The organism is Acidobacteriota bacterium (assembly GCA_039028635.1).
Taxonomy (GTDB): domain Bacteria; phylum Acidobacteriota; class Thermoanaerobaculia; order Multivoradales; family JBCCEF01; genus JBCCEF01.
In genome coordinates, this window is record JBCCHV010000016.1 from 84,505 (window position 1) to 100,919 (window position 16,415).

Annotated in this window: 12 protein-coding genes; 3 read left to right on the forward strand and 9 right to left on the reverse strand. The window is 68.0% G+C overall.

Features of this window, described 5'->3' with window-relative positions; all coding sequences use genetic code 11:
• Nucleotides 1-15 precede the first annotated feature (15 nt).
• From AAF604_09180 to trxB, 5 genes are all read right to left on the reverse strand, one after another.
• Nucleotides 16-3,654, reverse strand: coding sequence for a UvrD-helicase domain-containing protein (locus AAF604_09180; protein MEM7049821.1), 3,639 nt, complete (start codon nucleotides 3,652-3,654; stop codon nucleotides 16-18).
• Nucleotides 3,651-6,947 (reverse strand): PD-(D/E)XK nuclease family protein, encoded by a 3,297-nt coding sequence (locus AAF604_09185; GenBank protein ID MEM7049822.1) that lies wholly within the window; start codon nucleotides 6,945-6,947, stop codon nucleotides 3,651-3,653. Before AAF604_09185 ends, AAF604_09180 begins: the two co-directional genes overlap by 4 nt.
• Nucleotides 6,948-7,023: 76 nt before the next feature.
• Nucleotides 7,024-8,112, reverse strand: a complete 1,089-nt coding sequence (locus AAF604_09190; GenBank protein ID MEM7049823.1) for a VWA domain-containing protein — start codon at nucleotides 8,110-8,112, stop codon at nucleotides 7,024-7,026.
• A gap of 71 nt (nucleotides 8,113-8,183) precedes the next feature.
• Nucleotides 8,184-9,674, reverse strand: a complete 1,491-nt coding sequence (locus AAF604_09195; GenBank protein MEM7049824.1) for a magnesium chelatase — start codon at nucleotides 9,672-9,674, stop codon at nucleotides 8,184-8,186.
• Nucleotides 9,674-10,621: a thioredoxin-disulfide reductase gene (trxB, locus tag AAF604_09200; GenBank protein ID MEM7049825.1), complete on the reverse strand. Its 948-nt coding sequence runs from the start codon at nucleotides 10,619-10,621 to the stop codon at nucleotides 9,674-9,676. Before trxB ends, AAF604_09195 begins: the two co-directional genes overlap by 1 nt.
• A gap of 194 nt (nucleotides 10,622-10,815) precedes the next feature.
• Here trxB and AAF604_09205 point away from each other — a divergent pair, with 194 nt between their 5' ends.
• On the forward strand, nucleotides 10,816-11,331 hold the full coding sequence (locus AAF604_09205) for a ferritin (protein ID MEM7049826.1): 516 nt from the start codon (nucleotides 10,816-10,818) through the stop codon (nucleotides 11,329-11,331).
• A gap of 124 nt (nucleotides 11,332-11,455) precedes the next feature.
• Here AAF604_09205 and AAF604_09210 read toward each other — a convergent pair whose 3' ends face one another.
• The gene (locus AAF604_09210) at nucleotides 11,456-12,457 is read right to left on the reverse strand and encodes an AraC family transcriptional regulator ligand-binding domain-containing protein (protein MEM7049827.1); all 1,002 of its coding nucleotides are present in this window, start codon (nucleotides 12,455-12,457) and stop codon (nucleotides 11,456-11,458) included.
• A gap of 284 nt (nucleotides 12,458-12,741) precedes the next feature.
• Between AAF604_09210 and AAF604_09215 the strand changes: the two genes are divergently transcribed.
• The gene (locus AAF604_09215) at nucleotides 12,742-13,617 is read left to right on the forward strand and encodes an alpha/beta fold hydrolase (GenBank protein MEM7049828.1); all 876 of its coding nucleotides are present in this window, start codon (nucleotides 12,742-12,744) and stop codon (nucleotides 13,615-13,617) included.
• Nucleotides 13,618-13,625: 8 nt separating this feature from the next.
• Nucleotides 13,626-14,120 carry an SRPBCC domain-containing protein gene (locus AAF604_09220; GenBank protein MEM7049829.1) on the forward strand — a complete coding sequence of 165 codons (495 nt, stop codon included), beginning with the start codon at nucleotides 13,626-13,628 and terminating at the stop codon, nucleotides 14,118-14,120.
• A 29-nt stretch (nucleotides 14,121-14,149) separates the two neighbouring features.
• On the opposite strand, the gene AAF604_09225 is transcribed toward AAF604_09220, so the two are convergent.
• The 3 genes from AAF604_09225 to pssA are packed head-to-tail and all read right to left on the reverse strand — an operon-like array spanning nucleotide 14,150 to nucleotide 16,181.
• Nucleotides 14,150-14,455 carry an Lrp/AsnC ligand binding domain-containing protein gene (locus AAF604_09225; protein ID MEM7049830.1) on the reverse strand — a complete coding sequence of 102 codons (306 nt, stop codon included), beginning with the start codon at nucleotides 14,453-14,455 and terminating at the stop codon, nucleotides 14,150-14,152.
• Nucleotides 14,452-15,402 carry an Asd/ArgC dimerization domain-containing protein gene (locus AAF604_09230; protein MEM7049831.1) on the reverse strand — a complete coding sequence of 317 codons (951 nt, stop codon included), beginning with the start codon at nucleotides 15,400-15,402 and terminating at the stop codon, nucleotides 14,452-14,454. The genes AAF604_09225 and AAF604_09230 overlap by 4 nt, the downstream gene beginning before the upstream one ends.
• Nucleotides 15,399-16,181, reverse strand: a complete 783-nt coding sequence (pssA, locus tag AAF604_09235) for a CDP-diacylglycerol--serine O-phosphatidyltransferase (GenBank protein MEM7049832.1) — start codon at nucleotides 16,179-16,181, stop codon at nucleotides 15,399-15,401. Before pssA ends, AAF604_09230 begins: the two co-directional genes overlap by 4 nt.
• Nucleotides 16,182-16,415 lie beyond the last annotated feature (234 nt).

Consider the following 16,415-nt stretch of genomic DNA (forward strand, 5'->3'; position numbering starts at 1 on the left):
ACGGTCGGTTGGCGATCAGTCGTCGAGCTCGGGGAACAGCGATTGCTGTTGCGGCCCACGGCCCTCCGGCGGTGGCATGGGTTGCGAGGCGCCGGGCTCGACGATGTGATCGTGGCTCAGAAACCACAGCTCGACCCGTGGCTCGGAGCTTTCGTCGAGGGCCTCGCGAACCGCCCGGCGATAGAGCTCCACCTGGTGGCCGTAGGCCTCGGCACGGGCCGGCAGGTCGGCCTTGGTGGCCAGCTCGTCGGTTTTGAAGTCGACCACCACCAGTTGGCCTGATTCGGGATCCCGATAGAGGAGGTCGAGGGCGCCGGCGCGAAAGGCCAGAGCTTCGCCCGACGGCGGCAACAGGAGCGGCAGCTCGCGCGCCAGAACGTGCGGTGCGAGGTCCCGAAACCGCTCGCCGAGAGGGCCGTCGAGGAACCGGTTCAGCAGCTTGCGACCGGCCTCGCCGAGCTCCGGAATCGCCGCCAGGAGGCGATCGACCTCGGGCCCCCGGGGCGCTTTCGGGTCGAGCTCTTCGAGGGCTCGATGGATGGCGTCGCCGAAGGCCATCCCGGCACCCGTCGAGGGTTCGCCGGTGGTGCTTTCGAGGCGCTGCGCGACGAGCTGTTCGCGCAGCTCTTCGTGGGACTCTTCGGAGACCGCCAGAGAGAGCGGTCGCGCCATGCGTTCGGTCGCTTGTCGGCTGCGCCGCCGCAGCTCCTCGGCGAGCGCTCGCACCGCCTGGGGGCCCGGCACGGTGGGCTCGTCACCCTCTCCCGGGGCGCCGATCCAGGTGGCCTCGGAGGCCTCCTCAACGGTCGCCAAAGCGGGGGCGCGCCAGAGAACACCGTCGGCGTCCGGAGCGGCCTCGCCGGTCGGCCACAGGGAGTCGAGGGGTGGCGGCCCGCCGGAGCGCCAGGCGAGCAGATCGAGGTGACTGTTGGCGCGCTCTACCGCCTGCGGCCGCGGGCTCTCGGGCCAGGCTCCGGCCAGCACGAGGCGGTCCTTGGCGCGCGTCATGGCGACGTAGAGGGTGCGAACCCGCTCCGCCGCCTCGACCGCTTCGCGGCGCTCGACGACCCGGTCCCATCCCAGACTGGGGGCTCCCAGCAGGCGGTACTCCCAGCCCTCGGCGAGGCGTTCCGACTCGCTGGTCGGACCAAAGTCGCCGCCCGAGCGCTTGTGGAGCTGGGCGACATAGACGTGCTCGAAGTCGAGGCCTTTGGCGGTGTGAATGGTCATCACCTGAACCGCGTCTTCCTGACCGTCTTCGGGGCGGGCTTCTTCCGCCTCGATCGCTTCGGCGATGCTGGTGCGCAGCATACGGAGCAAGGCCGTGGCGTTGCCGCCGCCGGCTTCGAGGGTGTCGAGGAGGCTTTGGAAGAAGCGCTCGAGATTGGCCAAGCGGTAGGGGCCTAGGTAGCGCGCCGACTCGCTGACCTCGACCAGGAAGAGACGCTGCAGGGTTTCGACGAAGAGGTCCGCCGGCATCGCCTCGAAGGCTTCGCGAGCCACCGCGACGTGCTCGACGAAGGCCAGCAGGGAAGCTTCCCAGCCGGCGATGCGGTCGAGGCCCGGGACATCCCCGGGCAGCGCCGCGACGGCGCCCGAGACGGCCTGGCCGAGGGCCTCGAGGGGTTCCGGCCGGTGGCCCGTGAGCTCGGTCATCAAGCGCGGAAATTCGCGCCGCCAGAGGGGCACCAAGGCCGCATCGGGAGCGCCGACGAAGGCCGACCGCAGCACCGTCAAGAGGGCGAGATGGTCTCCTGGATCGAGGATGGTGCGCACCAGCGCGGCCGCCTCGATGATCTCGCGCCGGCGATAGTACTGTTTGTCGCGGCCGACGGCGAAAGGCACCCGCAATCGGCGCAAGGCTTCGAGGTAGAGGTCGAGGTCTCCGGTGCTGCGCAGAAGAATGCCGATGGCGCTCCACGGCACCGCTTCCCGCTCGTGCAGGAGCAGGATGTCGCGGGCCATCGCTTCGGCTTCGAGCTGGGCGGCCTGCAGGGTGCTCGGGCGTTGGCCGCCGTCGCTCTCCGGGGCCCAGCTCACCCAGTACTCGATGGCGCGCCGGTCGCCGGCCTCGAAGGCCGCGGCGGCGGCCCGATCGGAGCACGGGAGGAGCTCTTCGTAGGGCGGCTGCAGGCCGCGCGCCGGCAGCATCACAGGAGCGATCACCCGCGTCACCTCGTCGAGGATCGCGGGCACCGAGCGGAAGTTCTCGACCAGGCTGCGGCGCTCTCCGCCGGCCGCTACGACCTGCTCGACGAACTCGTCATAGGCCGCCAGGTCGGCGCTGCGCCAGCCATAGATGGACTGCTTCGGATCGCCCACCAGGAAGAGGCCCGGGCGTTCCTCCTCGGGGCCGGTGAGGGCCAGCAGTCGGACGATCTCGCACTGCCAGGGGTCGGTGTCCTGGAACTCGTCGACCAGTAGCTGGTCGATCGCCCGGCGGCGCCGGGTGCAAACCCCGGGGCGCTCGCGCAGCAAGCGACCCGCGGTGACCAGCAGGTCCTGGAAGGTGAGCACGCCGCGCCGCTGCAGCTCGGCCTCGACCTTGGCGAGGAGTGGTGCGATGGCCTCTCGGGCGGTGCGCAGCAGCCGGGGATCGACCTTGCCGAGGTGCGAGAGCATGCCGTAGAGGCGGGTCGAGCTGTCGCGGACGGCGTCTTCACGGTCCTCGAAGATCTGCTCTTCGGAGCTCGAGAAGCGACCCTTGCTCCACTTCTTCAGGTGGTTGACGAGCCGCTCCGGGAGCTCCTGGTGGAGGTACTGGACCACCACCTCGAAGGCGCTGCCGACGATCTCCGGCGAGGCCATGGTGGCGGCGAGCTGCTCGGCCACCGCCTGCAAACCGGTGCGCAACGCGAGGGCGTTTTTGATTCGACCCGCGGCCACTCGGTCGAAGGCCTCGCCCATCGCGGCGAGCTGCTGCCGCACCGCCGCCAGCAGGCGCTCGAGGAAGGCCGAGACGGCGGTCGGACCGAGGGGGTCGTCGTCGAAGGCCGCCGCCGGGCATCCCTCGGTGGCGAGCTGGAGGACGGCCTCGAGCAGACGGGAGGGACCGTATCCCTGGCTGGCGAGCTCGAGGTAAGCGTCGATGCCGGGCTCGCCGTAGGCCGTCGGCAGGGCCGCTTCGAGGGTCTCCCGCACCACCTCGTCGAGCACCGCGCCGTCGGCATCGACGGTCAGCTCCGGGTGGATGCCGGCTTCCAGCGGATGATCGGCGAGCAGGCCGCGGCAGAAGGCGTGGAAGGTCTGTACGACCAGGTGATCGAGGGCGGCGAGGAGGTGACCGGCGCGGGCGCGCAGCGTCACCGCCTCGGGCAGGGGCTCGGCCCACAGCCAGGATGGGGGCGGGTGACCGCTGGCGAGGTCGGCGAGGTGGCGACTCACTCGCGTCGCCATCTCGGCGGCGGCGGCCTCGGTGAAGGTGATGGCCACGATCCGGCTCAACACTCGGCGGGCGCAGCGCTCGGGTCCCTCATCGGGCTGGCTCGCGGCGCTGCGCTCCCAGCCGGGGCCGAGACACCAGGAGAGAATGCGCGCCACCAAGGTGGTGGTCTTGCCGGTTCCGGCGCCGGCCTCCAGCACCAGCGGCTGGACGAACTCCCGCTGGGCGGTGCGGCGGGCGTCGGCGTCGGCCTGGCGTCGCTCGCGGCTCATCCTCCCTCCACCCGCCGTCGCGCCGGCTCGGCGAGGTCCCACAGGTCGACCAACGCCCGCTCCGCGGGGCGCAGATCGCGGCGCTCCCCCTCGGCCCACTCGTGGAGTCGCATGCGGGCGCCGGAATCGCCGCGCAGACAGGCTTCGGCGACGGAGCAGAAAGAGCAGAGGATGGGCTCCTTGCGGCCTTCCGGGTCGACCACCCGCGGAAAGAAGCTGCCCGCATCCCAGGCGGCGAGGGCGGTTCGCACGGCGTGGCCGAAGGCCTCTTCCATCGCCTCGTCACCGGCGGCGACCAGGAACTCCCGGGCGACCACCCCGGGGCGCAGAAAGAAGTAACGACCGGCGCCGCCGGCGAGCGCGTAGGCGACGCCCTGCAGGCGCCGCCCGGCGCTGATCTGATCGAGAAAGTGGCGCCGCCGGGTCTTGTCCTGCTTGGCTTCGGAGATCGGGCGACCGGTCTTGTAGTCGGTCAGGCGCCAGCGGCCGCCGTCGCCGGGGTCGAGGCGATCGGCCTTGAAGCGCACCGTGCGCTCACCGCCGGAGTCGTCCGGGAGGCGGATCTCGCCGGCGATCTCCGGCCCGAGGGTGAGAACCGGCTCCGCCCACTCGCTGGCCGCGACCTCGTCGAGCAACGGCCGGGCGCGGGCGGCGAGGGCGCGGGCCATGCCGCGCAGGGCGACGCCATCCTCCTCGACCAGCCGCTCACTTTCCTCGGCCAGGATCTCGCTGACCGTGCCGTCGTCCGGCCAGGGGACCAGAAAGGCATCCTCCGGGCGGCTGGTGGCGAGGCTCGCGGGCAACCGAGGGGCGGCCCGCTGGACGATCGCCTCGAGGACGCGATGCACCACGTTGCCGAGGATCAGGGGATCGATATCGGGCAGCGACTGGATCGGATCCGGCGTCGGCTCGACCCGCAGCAGGCGCTCGAGGAAAACCTGCCAAGGGCACGACGCAATACCTTCGAGGGTGGTCACCGGCAAGACCTCGCGGCGGGGATCGTCGCCGCCTCCCGGCCGGCGACGGCCGATGAACCCGAAGTAGGGACCGAGGCTCGACCGCACGCTGCGGCCGGTAGCGCTGCGGCGGTCCGGGTCGAGCTCTTGCAGGATGGCGAAACGGGCCGCTGCCCAGGCGTCGGTGCTGGGCTCCGCGAGATGGGCGCTCCACCCCTGGCGGCTTTCGGCCATGGTCACCGGCAGCAGCCGCCGGAAGCTCTCCCGGCTGCCATGCAGGGCGGCGAGGATGGTGTGCTCCCGGGCCGGTCGCAGGGTCGGCTCGCGGGCGGCGAACCCGGGCATGGTGAAGAGGCCGTCGGCGCGCGCTACTCGGGGCGCCGTCGAGCCCCAGCGAGCCAGCAGGCGCTCGACCAGCGGCGACCGTGCCAGGGCGCGATCGTCGGCACCGGTGGCGGTCCAGGAGAGGGTGACCCGCGGGCTCGCCGAAAGGAGCTGGGCGAACAGGTAGCGCTCCTCTTCGAAGCCTCGCCCCTTGAGTGGAATGTCCGGCAAGACCCCTTGCAGGGTGGTGCGCAGGTCGTCCGGAAGCAGAGGGTCTTCGCGCACCGTGCGCGGAAAAACGCCACGGTTGAGGCCGGCCACGAAAAGGTGCTCGAAGGTGCGACCGCGGGCCTCGGTGACGGTGAGCACCTGGACGCCGCCGCCGCTGCCGCCCAAGGCGGAGTAGCCGCCGCCTTCGTAGAGCGGCGCGAGGAGGGCTCGAAACTCGTCGAAGGTCAGCACCAGCTCGTTCGGTACTTCCGACCAGAGATGCTCCAAGGTGGCGTCGCGACGCCACCCGAGGGACTCGCGGAGCACTTTCTGGAGCCGTCCCAGATGGCGCCCGGCGGGTGCTCGGGCGGGCCACTCGGCGAGGCGATCGCCGAGGTCCCGGGCGGCGGCGATGGCGGCCCGCAGGTGGAAGCCGGAAACCCACCGGCGCACCGCCCGTGAGGGTCCGACGGTGCCGTCCGGTGCCTCGCCGTCGTCCTTGGCTTCGAGGCTCGCGCCCGGTCGCAGGCCCTGACGCAGGGGCAGGCCGTAAGCATCTTCATGCAGGTAGCGATCGATCTCGAGCTCGGCGATATCGCGCAGGCGGCCGGCGCCGAGGGCGAAGAAGGCCAGCCGCAGGTCCATGCGTCGCTGCGCCTTGAGGGGACGATCGCCGAGCTCGAGGGTGGCGTCGAGCCAGCGATCGGCGGGCAGGTCGGTGCCGCGCCGCAGGAGGTCGACGAGGGCGCGCTGGCGGCGGCCGTCGGGGGTCAGTGAGCCGGGTAGATCGAGCCCCGAGAAGGGCACCGCGAGGGCGCGCAGGTGACGGCGCAGGGGCAAGCGGTAGAGGTCGCCGTTGCGGACCACGATCGCGATGCCTTCAGGGCATTCGCCGGCGGCGAGGAGGTCGCGAATGCGTCGCACCAGCTCGCGTACCTCGGCGTCCAGGGCGGTGGCGTCGAAGAGCTCCAGATGGGGACGATCGGCGGTTCCTTCGCTGGACTCCGGGGCGTTTCCCAGGCGCTCCCTCAGGCGACTCGGGAAGGCCTCTTCGAGGTTCGGCTCAGGCTCTTCGAGGGTGGCCGGATCCGGTGGCAGGTCGAGCCAGAGGGACGCGCGGGGCTGGCGCAGGAGGACTTCGAGGAAGTCCGTCGCTCGGCCGGTGGCATCGGCGAAGCCGTGGACGTGGACGGCGCGGCTCGGCAGCAGCTCGGGTGCGGCGGCGAGACGCTCCGTGGCGCGAGCCAGCAGGTGTCCGGAGCGGCCGAGGCCGAGGGCTTCCGCGCCCTGCAGCAGGTGTCCGGCGATGCGAATCAGGGCTCGGCCGCGGTCGATGCCGAGGCGCGTCGTCGCGGCACTGCCGAGGGCCTCTTCGGCGGCACCGCCGTGAACCGCCTCGAAGCCGGCGTCGAGGAGATCGCGAACGGTGGCGGCGACGCCGCGATAGCCGTCCACGAGGTCGTCGAGGACCTGTGCCAGGAGCGGTTCCTCGCGCGCCAATCGGCGGGTGAGAAGGTCGAAGAGGAGGGCGCCCCGGGGAACCTCGTCGCCGCTGCGCTCGAGCACCTCGAGGGCGGTGGCGAAGAGGGTCTGAACTCGCAGTCCGAGGGCCGGGCGGCGAGGCGCCGCGACCACCTGGGCGGAGAGGTGCAGGCGCAGCGAGCGCGACGGAACGATCACCCGAACCGGTCGCGCCAGCAGCGTCGGCTCGCGCCGCGCTTCCTCACCGTGGGCGTCGAGGGCGGCGAGCAAGGCGGCCTCGACGGCTTGCGCACCGTGACCGATGCGGAGCGTTGCCATCATCTTCGCGAGTATGCGAGCACGGGCAAGGGACGATGTCAACTTCTCAGGGGGGCCTTTGTCCCCCTGAAATAGGGCGCTATCGCAGTCGTCGGCGGCGGTTGCGGATGTAATCCGCCATGATGAACTCGCCGAGGTCGTAGGGCGAGGAGAAGTAGGCCCGGCCGCGGTTGATCTGGGTGAGCTTCTCGACGAACTCCGTCAGCATGGGGTCGGTGGCCAGCATGAAGGTGGTGATGACGACCTTCTGGCGGCGGCACTGGTCGGCTTCTTCGAGGGTGGCGTTGACGATCCGCATGTCGAGGCCGAAGGGGTTTTTGAAGATCTGGCCGCCCTCGGTGATCGCCGAAGGTTTGCCGTCGGTGATCAGGAAGATCTGCTTGTTGGGCTGCTTCTTGCGGGCCAGCAAGCCGCGGGCGAGCTGCAAGGCTTCGCGGGTGTTGGTGTGGTAGGGCCCGGCTTCGATGTAGGGCAGGTCGCCGAGCTCCACCGGCTCGGCGCGGTCGCCGAAGAGGATGACGCCGAGGTGATCCTTCGGGTACTTGGTGGTGATCAGCTCGGTGAGGGCGAGGGCGACCTTCTTGGCCGGCGTGATGCGGTCCTCGCCGTAGAGGATCATCGAGTGGCTGATGTCGATGGCGACGATGGTGGCGCAGGAGGTCAGGTGCTCGGTCTCGAAGACCTCGAGGTCGTCCTCGGCGAGGTGCAGGTCGCCGCCGGTACGGCGCAGGGCATTCTGCAGCGAGCGTGGCCCATCGAGGTGGTGGAGGGCGTCGCCGAAGCGGAAGCGGCGGCTTTCCGGCAGCCGCTCGACGCCTTCGCCGGGGGAGCGCACCGCGTGGTAGCCGGGGCCGGAGCGGTCGAGGCCGGCGAAGATCTCCTCGAAGGCACTCTGGCGGATGCGGCGCTCGCCGCCGGCCGTCAAATGCATGCGGCCCTCGCCGTCGCGGCCGATCATCTCGCGGTTCTCGAGGCTGTCGAAGAAAGCCTCGAGATCGACATTCTCGTCGAGGTAGCCCTGCTCCTGGAGCTGGCGCATCCAGTCCATCGCCTCCTCGACGTCGCCGCCGGCGGCGAGGACGAGCTGATTGAAGAACTGCAGGAGGTCGAGACCCTCGAGGAGAGCCCGCAGGAGCTCGGGATCGAGGTGCCGATAGCGATGTCGCATCTCCCTACCTCCAGTTCTTGTCGCGGGCTCGGTCGGGCCGGTCCCGAGGTGGTGGCGGCGCGTCGCCGCCGTCAGTTGACCTCGCCGCGATCACGGCCACGGCCACGGCGCGGCTTGAGGAGCTGGAACTTGACCATCTCCTTGTAGCTCACCCGGCTGTCGAGGTCTTCCCGCGCCAGCTTGAGGTGTTGGTGCAGCCCTTCGAGCACCATCTCGGCGGCGAAGGCGCGCTCTTCGCGAGTCTCCTGGGCGGCGATGAGGGCGGCCAGCCCGGGCACTCGCGCCAGCTCGGCTTCGTAGTCGGCGAAGGGCGCCTCGTCGGAGAGCTCGATCTGGTTGCCGTCGGCGAACCAGGAGACGATCTCGGCATAAGGGCCATCGTCGTCCTCGCCGCCGCTACCAAGCTCCTTACCGACCTCCGGAAAGCTCTCATGGAAGACCGTCTTGACCGCCTGGCCGATGAGCTTTCGAACCACCACCTCGGCGCCCTGCTGCTCGCCTTCGTAGACCATCTCGACCTTGCCGGTGATCGCCGGCAGGAGCATGTGGAGGTCGCAAACCCGCGGCAGGGTGGGGCGGTCGCCGGTGACCAGGGCACGGCGCTCGAGGTTGGAAGCGAGCAGCTCGAGAGCCGAGATCGAAACCCGCGCGCTGACCCCCGAGGCCTGGTCGATGAGCTCGCTCTCGCGGGCGGCGACGGCGATCTCCTCGACCAGGCGGCGGCAGAGGTCCGGAATCACGACGCCGTCCTGGCGTTCGCGTTCCGTCCACGCCTGGCCGGCGGTGATCTCCATGGCGGTAGCGACATCTGGCGGGTAGTGGGTCAAGATCTGCGAGGCGATGCGATCCTTGAGCGGCGTGATGATGCTGCCGCGGTTGGTGTAGTCCTCGGGATTGGCCGAGAACACCATCAGGAGGTCGAGGGGAATGCGCACCGGAAAGCCGCGGATTTGGAGGTCACGCTCCTCGAGGATGTTGAACAGGCCGACCTGAATGCGGGGGGCGAGGTCGGGCAGCTCGTTGATCGCGAAGATGCCGCGGTTGGTGCGCGGCACGATGCCGAAGTGAATGACCTCCGGATCGGCGAAGGTGAGCTTGCGGGTCGCCGCCTTGATCGGGTCGATGTCGCCCAGCAGATCGGCGATGGAGACGTCCGGCGTCGCCAGCTTTTCGTTGTAGCGCGCCGAGCGCTCGAGCCACTCGATGGGCGTCTCGTCACCGTGCTCGGCGATCAGGCGGTGGCCCCAGGTCGAGATCGGCGCCAGCGGATCCTCCTGCAGCTCGCTGCCGGCGATCACCGGCACGGCGTCGTCGAGGAGGCTGGGCAGGGCGCGCAAGATTTTGGTCTTGGCTTGGCCGCGGAGTCCGAGAAGGATGAAATCGTGGCCCGCCAGCAAGGCGTTGACGATCCCCGGAATGACGGTGCGCTCGTAGCCCAGGATGCCCGGGAAGAGGGTTTCGCCGGCGGCCAGCTTGCGGCGCAGGTTGGCCCGCATCTCGGCTTTCACGGTGCGGGGTTGGTAGCCCGTTGCGCGCAGCTCACCGAGGGTCTTGGCGGTCATCAGTCCTGGGCCTCGAGCCAGCGTTCGGCGTCGATGGCGGCGCGGCAACCGCTGCCGGCGGCGGTGACCGCCTGGCGGTAGATCGGATCCATGGCGTCGCCGCAGGCGAAGACCCCTTCGACGTTGGTGCGGGTCGAGGGCTCGTCGACCTTGAGGTAGCCGACGTCGTCGCGCTCGAGGGTGTTCTCGAACAGCTCCGTGTTGGGCTTGTGGCCGATGGCCAGGAACAGGCCCTGGGTGGGGAAGTCGCGCTCTTCGCCGTTGCGCGTGTCGCGCACTCGCACCGCATGGACGCCGTCTTCGCGGCTGCCGAGAACATCGGTCACTTCGTGATGCCAGAGGAACTCGATCTTGTCGTTGGCCAGCGCCCGGTCCTGCATGATCTTAGAAGCGCGCAGCTCGCCACGGCGATGGATGACGGTGACCTTGGTGGCGTACTTGGTGAGGAAGGTGGCTTCCTCCATCGCGCTGTCGCCGCCGCCGACGATCACGATCTCCTTGTCCTTGAAGAAAAAGCCGTCGCAGGTGGCACAGGCTGAGACCCCATAGCCCATCAGGTGCTCTTCGGCCGGCAGGCCGAGGAGCTTGGCGGTGGCACCGGTGGCGATGATCAGCGAGCCGGCGGTGTACTCGGCGCCGTCGTCGGTGGTGACGCGGAAAGGGCGCTGGCTGAGGTCGACAGCGGTCGCCGCCTCGAACTTGACCTGGGTTCCGAAGCGCTTCACCTGCTCGCGCATGCGCTCCATCAGCTCGGGGCCGAGGATGCCCTCCGGAAAACCGGGATAGTTCTCGACGTCGGTGGTGATGGTGAGCTGGCCACCGGGTTGATTGCCCTCCAGAATGAGGGGGGTGAGATTGGCCCGGGCGGCATAGAGGGCGGCGGTGAAGCCGGCCGGCCCGGATCCGATGATGATCACTTGATAGTGCTCGCGGTCGCTCTTCGACATGGCGATTTTGCGCTCCCTTGACTAGAATTTCAGGGCCGGAGGGGTTGCCCGGCGGATGGTGTCGGCGGGGCAGTGGTCGGGCGCCGCGACGGATCCGCAGTATAGAACAGCAACCTGCTGTCAGGACTTCCCGCCGGAGTGAATTGCAGTTCTCGCTGGATCCGTTCGAGCTACTGACTTTCGAAGGAGTTCCTATGCTTGCCAGTCACCAGTTGATCTCTGCCCTCAACCAGCAGGTCGGACACGAGATGGGAGCGTCCATGCAGTACGTCTGCATCGCTTCCTATTTCGACTCCGAGGCCCTGCCGGAGCTGGCCACGTTTTTCTACCGCCAGTCGGAGGAAGAGCGCGACCACGCGATGAAGATCGTACGTTTCATCAATGACGTCGGTGGGCAGGTCGAGATCCCCGAGGTCCCGGCCGTCAGCAGCCAGTTCGACAGCGCCGAGGCGGCGGTCGAGAAGAGCCTGGCCTGGGAGGAAGAGGTGACGCGTCAGATCTATGGCCTGGTCGAGATCGCCCAGGACGACAAAAACTACATCGCGATGCGCTTCTTGGACTGGTTCGTCAACGAGCAGCTCGAAGAGGTCACCACCGTCGGCGAGCTATTGCAGGTGGTGCGCCGGGCGGGTCCGCAGGGCCTGCTGCACGTCGAAGACTACCTGTCGCGTCGGCCGGCGGTGCACGACGACGAGGATGGTGAGGACTAGGACTTCGCGGGCGCCAAGGACCTGCTCGGATTGCCCGCTGTAAGGTCCTGAGCCACGGGCCGCGGCGCGGCTCGGGCCAAAGCTTTGGTTCGAGTCTGGCAGGCCCGTTCCTCGGGCCGGCAAGCTAGCTCCCCCGAGGCGAGTGACGAACTCGGTCTGGGGTTTCGCCGGTCCAGGACCGAAAGGCCCGGAAGAAAGAGCTCGGTTCGGCGTAGCCGAGCAAGAATCCGATCTCGGCATAGGACAGGTCGCTGTTGGCGAGATAATGGTGGGCGAGCTGCTTCCTGGTGTCCTTCACCAGTTGCTTGTAGCTGGTGCCGCTTTGATTCAGACGACGCTGGACGGTGCGGGCACTCAGGCCGAGCCGGCGGCTCGTGATCTCGATCGACGAGTCCCCGCTCGGCAGGCTCTCGAGAAGAACCGACCGAATCCGCTCCGCGATCGAAGCCGACGCTTCGTGCTCGTCGAGACCACGCCGGAGCTCGGGCTCGAAGGCTTGCCAGACGGTTTCGCTGGCGGTCAGGAATGGGCGGCTGGCGTCGGTGGGCCGAAAGGTCACGGCGAGTCTTTCAGAGCTCAACGGTGTGACTCCGAAGAAATCCTCGAAGTCCTCTCTCGGCGTCATGGGATGAGGGCCTTCGACTCTCAGCGGCCGAATCCGCTCGCGAGTGCCGATGCGAGCGATTTGGGTCAGAAAGACCAGCTCCGTGGCACCGAGTGCTGGTGGCACAGCACCGACCGGAGCATCCCATCGCTTGCTGACCGAGAGCCCCCTTGAATCGTCTTCAACGATCAGGCGGACCGGCGCGATGAGCCGCTTATACTCGGCGATCCGCTTCACGGCTGTTCTCAGATCAGGGCTACAGAGGGCCGCGAAGATGGCGGGGTGAAAGGTCTCCGGGGTACTCGCAATCCCGAGCCGAATCGGCAGGGTGGGCTCGTCCGCCTCGGCTTCGAGGGCCTTCCAGAATCGGAAGTACTCCTCGACGGTCAGGCGTGCTTGAGGTCGTGCCAAGAGATCTCGAGCGAGGTTTGCCCGTCGCAGCACATTGTCGGCCTGGATCTTCAGATCCCGCAAGACGATTCCCCATCCTCGATCGAGAACAACCTCTTTCCTGTCGCTCATCTCTTCACTCCTCGGGTTCCGATTCGTCTTGTCTCATCCTACGGGCGGGAAGCCCTGCATCCCTTGCCAGATCGCGCCACTCTCGAATCCAAGTTGGCCGCTTTTGGCGCTTGGTGTCAATCACTTGGCGGCTTCTGCTAATGACCCCTGCGCTAAGTCTTGGCACTATGGACTCGTCCGGTCACGCTGGCATCGGAACTACAGGATGCCGGCTGGATGATCGGGCCAACCCGGCGGCGGCTAGCCTCGCGGGACCAGAAGGCCTCGACGAAAGGACGTTAGAGATGTTCGGCAAGTTCGTGTCCAACATGATGGTGAAGCCCTATCAATCGCCCCTGTTCGATGATCCGGGCCGTCACGGGCTCGACTACGAGGAGGTGGAGTTCGAGGCGCGGGACGGAGTCATCCTCCGTGGCTGGTTGATCAAAGGGGGCACCGACAAAGTGGTCATCGAGAGCCACTTCGGAGTGCAGTGCAATCGCGGCGGCTGGAGCCCTGAGGGAAAAGGTCCGGTCAAACCCTGGAAGGCGCAGATTCAGTTCCTTCGCCAGGCCAGGCATCTCGCGGAGCGTGGTTACTCGGTCTTGATGTATGACTTTCGCGGACACGGCGAGAGCGATCTCGGGCCGATTCCTTGGGTCAGTTGGGGGCCTGAAGAAGCCAAGGACGTGATCGCCGCGGTCGACTTCATCGCGGGACACCCCGAGCTCGCGAGCGCCAGCATCGGTTTGTTGTCGATCTGTATGGGTTCGGGCGCGACGACCTACGGCTACGGTCTCGAAGACGGCTTGGCAAAGCGCACCGGGGTCAAAGCCATGATCGCGGTGCAGCCGCTTCTCTACAGTTGCTTCGTCGAGGCCCTTGGCCTCCCCGGATTTCTGCGCCGGGCGGGGGCGAAGGTGACCCGCGAGCGCCTTGGATTCGATCTGGCGGAGCCGAACTTCCTCGACGATGTCGGCAAGATCACCGTCCCTACCTTGGTGGTGCAAAACCAGAACGACCCTTGGACTCGCTTGGAGATGGTCCGTGGCTATTTCGACCGGCTGACCGTCGACAAGCATCTCGAGATGCTCGACATCGAGGACAGTCGGTTCGCTTCCTATGACTACCTCGGCACCCATCCCGAGCTCATCACCGGTTGGTTCGACCGCCACCTGTGAGAATGCGTATGGCTTGGTCTTTTCTCTGGCTCGTGCTGCTGGCAACCTGCTTGGTGCTGGTCCTCGGGGCTCTCTTGACGCGCAAGACGTTCCACGTCGAGGTGATGATCGCGGCGCCACCACAGGCGGTGTGGGATGTCTTGATGGAAACGGCGGCTTATCCCGAGTGGAATCCGACCTTCGTCAAAGTCGAAGGCGAGTACGCGGAGGGTGCCAAGCTGCAGAATTTCGTCCGAGACCCGGATGGAAAGCTCCTCGAGATGACCGCCAAGGTCACCACCCTCGATCCTCCTCGAGTGCTAAGGCAGGTTGGAGGAATCCCAGGGGTCCTGTCCTTCGATCACCGCTGGGTACTCGAGCCAACGGCCGCTGGCACCAGGGTCACTCAGCACGAAGTCGATCGCGGAATCGGCCTGTGGTTCTGGAACTCGAGCTGGATCGAGCCCGCCTATGACGCCACCAACGCCGCTCTGAAGCGCCGCGTTCTGGCCACGACCCAGTAGCTCCGTCTTGCTGGCCTGGAACGGCCGTGCTAGCAGGGCTTGGCTTCGCTCTCCGAAGCCTCCGGAGCGAGGGAGAACAGGCGCTCGAGGTCGTGGCGCGAGATGACCTTGAAGCCGGTCAGGGTTTCGGAGTGGGTGATGCCCTCGAGGGAGCGGATCTTCGAGGTCACCAGCTCCGCCAGACGGGTGTTGTCGGGCACCCGCAGAATGGCGATCAGGTCCCAGCGCCCGGCGACCGAGTGCACCTCGCCGACGCCCTCGAGATCGGCGAGTCGATTGGCGACGTCGTTGACCTTGTCGCGTTCGACGTTGAGCAGCACGAAGGCGGTCATCATGAGGCAGTCCCTCCACTCAGCAGGTCGAGAATCCGGAGCATGTTGAGCGCTCCTCCGCGGGTCAGGTTGTCCATCACCGCCCACAGGCCGAAGTGCCGTTCACCGCTCTGCGCGAGGCCCCCGATCAGCACCGACTCGTGATTGGCGGCGTCGATCGGGCCAATCCGATCGCCGTCCTCGGCGAGCTCGTTCCATGGGTGGGCGGCGAGGGCTTCGCTCACCTCCTGTAGCGACCAGGGGCCGTCGAGCTCAACCGTCAAGTGCACCGAGATACCGTGGAAAACCGGAGCCTGGAGGCGCTGCAGGCGGAGCGCCAGGTCGTCTCGGGAGAGGGCGGCGCGCAGCTCGTCGGCAATGCCCTCGCCGGGGGAGGTCGCGGGGTAGAGATTGAAGGCCAGTTGGCGTTCGAAGGTCTCCGTCGTCGGCACCTGGGTGAGGGCGACCAGGGCCCGGGCCTGGTCGAAGAGATCGTCGAGGCCCTGTTTGCCGTAGATCGACGCCGGCTCGATCAGGGTGGCGACGATGCTCTGCGGTGCGAAGCTCGCCAGCGGCCCGAGCAGGTGGCCGAGGAGCACCGCGCTGGGATGCGGGCTGAGCAGTCGCCGACCGCGCTCGGCGCGGCTCTCGTTGACCCCGGCGATCACCGGGATGGCCTCGTCCACGGGCGTGCCCGGCGAGGCCACGATGGCGGTGGCCGCCGGTGGTAGGTCCGCCAGCAAGCGAAGGTCGGAACCGCAAAAGATGGCGAGATCGAGGTTGGCGAGGTCGTCCCCTTCCGCCTTGCCGACCATCGCCGCGGCGCCGCCGACGGTGGTGAGGGCGCCGACCTGATCCTCGTCGGCGCTCAGCAGGCGAAGATCGAGGGCGAGATCGGGGCGCTGCTCGAGGCGTTCGCGCAGCTCTTCGCCGAGCAGAGTCATGGGATCGATGAGAGCCACGGAGCTCATGGGGTGCTCTCCGGTGTGTCTTCCGTTTGCTGGTGTTCGGGGCGGCGCGCATTGAGGCGGCCCCGCAGGGAGGTGATGGGCCCGGAGAGGGTATAGGAAATGGCGGCGGCGAGGAAGAAGGCCGAGGGGCGAACCGCGGCGACCAGGATGACGGCGGCGATCGGCAGGATCGTGCGGTAGCTTCGCCGGCGCCGCAGCTCGACCTGCTTGAAGCTCGGGTAGCGGAAGGTCGAGACCATCAAGCTGGCCACCACCACCAGGGTGACGGTGAAGATCGGCACCAAGATCTGGCGCCACTCGGAGTCCGGGGCGAGGAACAGAATCGAGCACACGGTGCCGGCGGCGGCGGGGGCCGGCAGGCCGACGAAGTAGCGGCTGTCGAGACTCTTGGTCTGGACGTTGAAACGTGCCAGGCGAGTGGCGGTGCAGACCACGAAGAAGAGGGGCACCAGCCAGCCGATGCGTCCGAGGTCCGCGAGGCCCCAGAGGTAGACCAGCAGCGCCGGTGCAACACCGAAGGTGAGCAGGTCGGCGAGGGAGTCGTACTCCTTGCCGAACTCGCTGTCAGTGCCGGTGAGGCGGGCGATGCGGCCGTCGAGGGTATCGACGATGCCGGCCGCGAAGAGCAGTAGGGCGGCCTTCTGAAACTCCCCGGGATCGTCGCCGAAGGCACCTCGCAGGCCGCTGATGATGGCGTAGAAGCCCAGCAGCATATTGCCGATGGTGAGGGCACTCGGCAACAGGTAGACGCCGATTCTCTGCTTGCGGTGGGGTTTCATGGCGCGGCTCCGGAGGACGAGCCTAGCAGGTTGCTGAAGAACTCATCGGCAACCTGCGTCCGGGCCCGAGAGGGCCCGGCGGCGGGGCAGCCGCCGCGACGGGAGAGGAGGCTCAAGAACCGCGCTTCTTGTGCCGGAGAGGGGCGCGTAGCACCTCTCGGAAAAAAAGCTAGCAGCGCTGGAAAAGCCGCAAAGCGGACTTTTTTAAGCAGCCTGCTAGCAGCTTGCTGAAAA

Excerpts from the sequence above, each read along its gene's own strand:
- AAF604_09180 (MEM7049821.1), bottom strand. The coding sequence starts at position 3,654 with ATGAGCCGCGAGCGACGCCAGGCCGACGCCGACGCCCGCCGCACCGCC.
- AAF604_09185 (MEM7049822.1), bottom strand. The coding sequence starts at position 6,947 with ATGATGGCAACGCTCCGCATCGGTCACGGTGCGCAAGCCGTCGAGGCC.
- AAF604_09190 (MEM7049823.1), bottom strand. The coding sequence starts at position 8,112 with ATGCGACATCGCTATCGGCACCTCGATCCCGAGCTCCTGCGGGCTCTC.
- AAF604_09195 (MEM7049824.1), bottom strand. The coding sequence starts at position 9,674 with ATGACCGCCAAGACCCTCGGTGAGCTGCGCGCAACGGGCTACCAACCC.
- trxB (MEM7049825.1), bottom strand. The coding sequence starts at position 10,621 with ATGTCGAAGAGCGACCGCGAGCACTATCAAGTGATCATCATCGGATCC.
- AAF604_09205 (MEM7049826.1), top strand. The coding sequence starts at position 10,816 with ATGCTTGCCAGTCACCAGTTGATCTCTGCCCTCAACCAGCAGGTCGGA.
- AAF604_09210 (MEM7049827.1), bottom strand. The coding sequence starts at position 12,457 with ATGAGCGACAGGAAAGAGGTTGTTCTCGATCGAGGATGGGGAATCGTC.
- AAF604_09215 (MEM7049828.1), top strand. The coding sequence starts at position 12,742 with ATGTTCGGCAAGTTCGTGTCCAACATGATGGTGAAGCCCTATCAATCG.
- AAF604_09220 (MEM7049829.1), top strand. The coding sequence starts at position 13,626 with ATGGCTTGGTCTTTTCTCTGGCTCGTGCTGCTGGCAACCTGCTTGGTG.
- AAF604_09225 (MEM7049830.1), bottom strand. The coding sequence starts at position 14,455 with ATGATGACCGCCTTCGTGCTGCTCAACGTCGAACGCGACAAGGTCAAC.
- AAF604_09230 (MEM7049831.1), bottom strand. The coding sequence starts at position 15,402 with ATGAGCTCCGTGGCTCTCATCGATCCCATGACTCTGCTCGGCGAAGAG.
- pssA (MEM7049832.1), bottom strand. The coding sequence starts at position 16,181 with ATGAAACCCCACCGCAAGCAGAGAATCGGCGTCTACCTGTTGCCGAGT.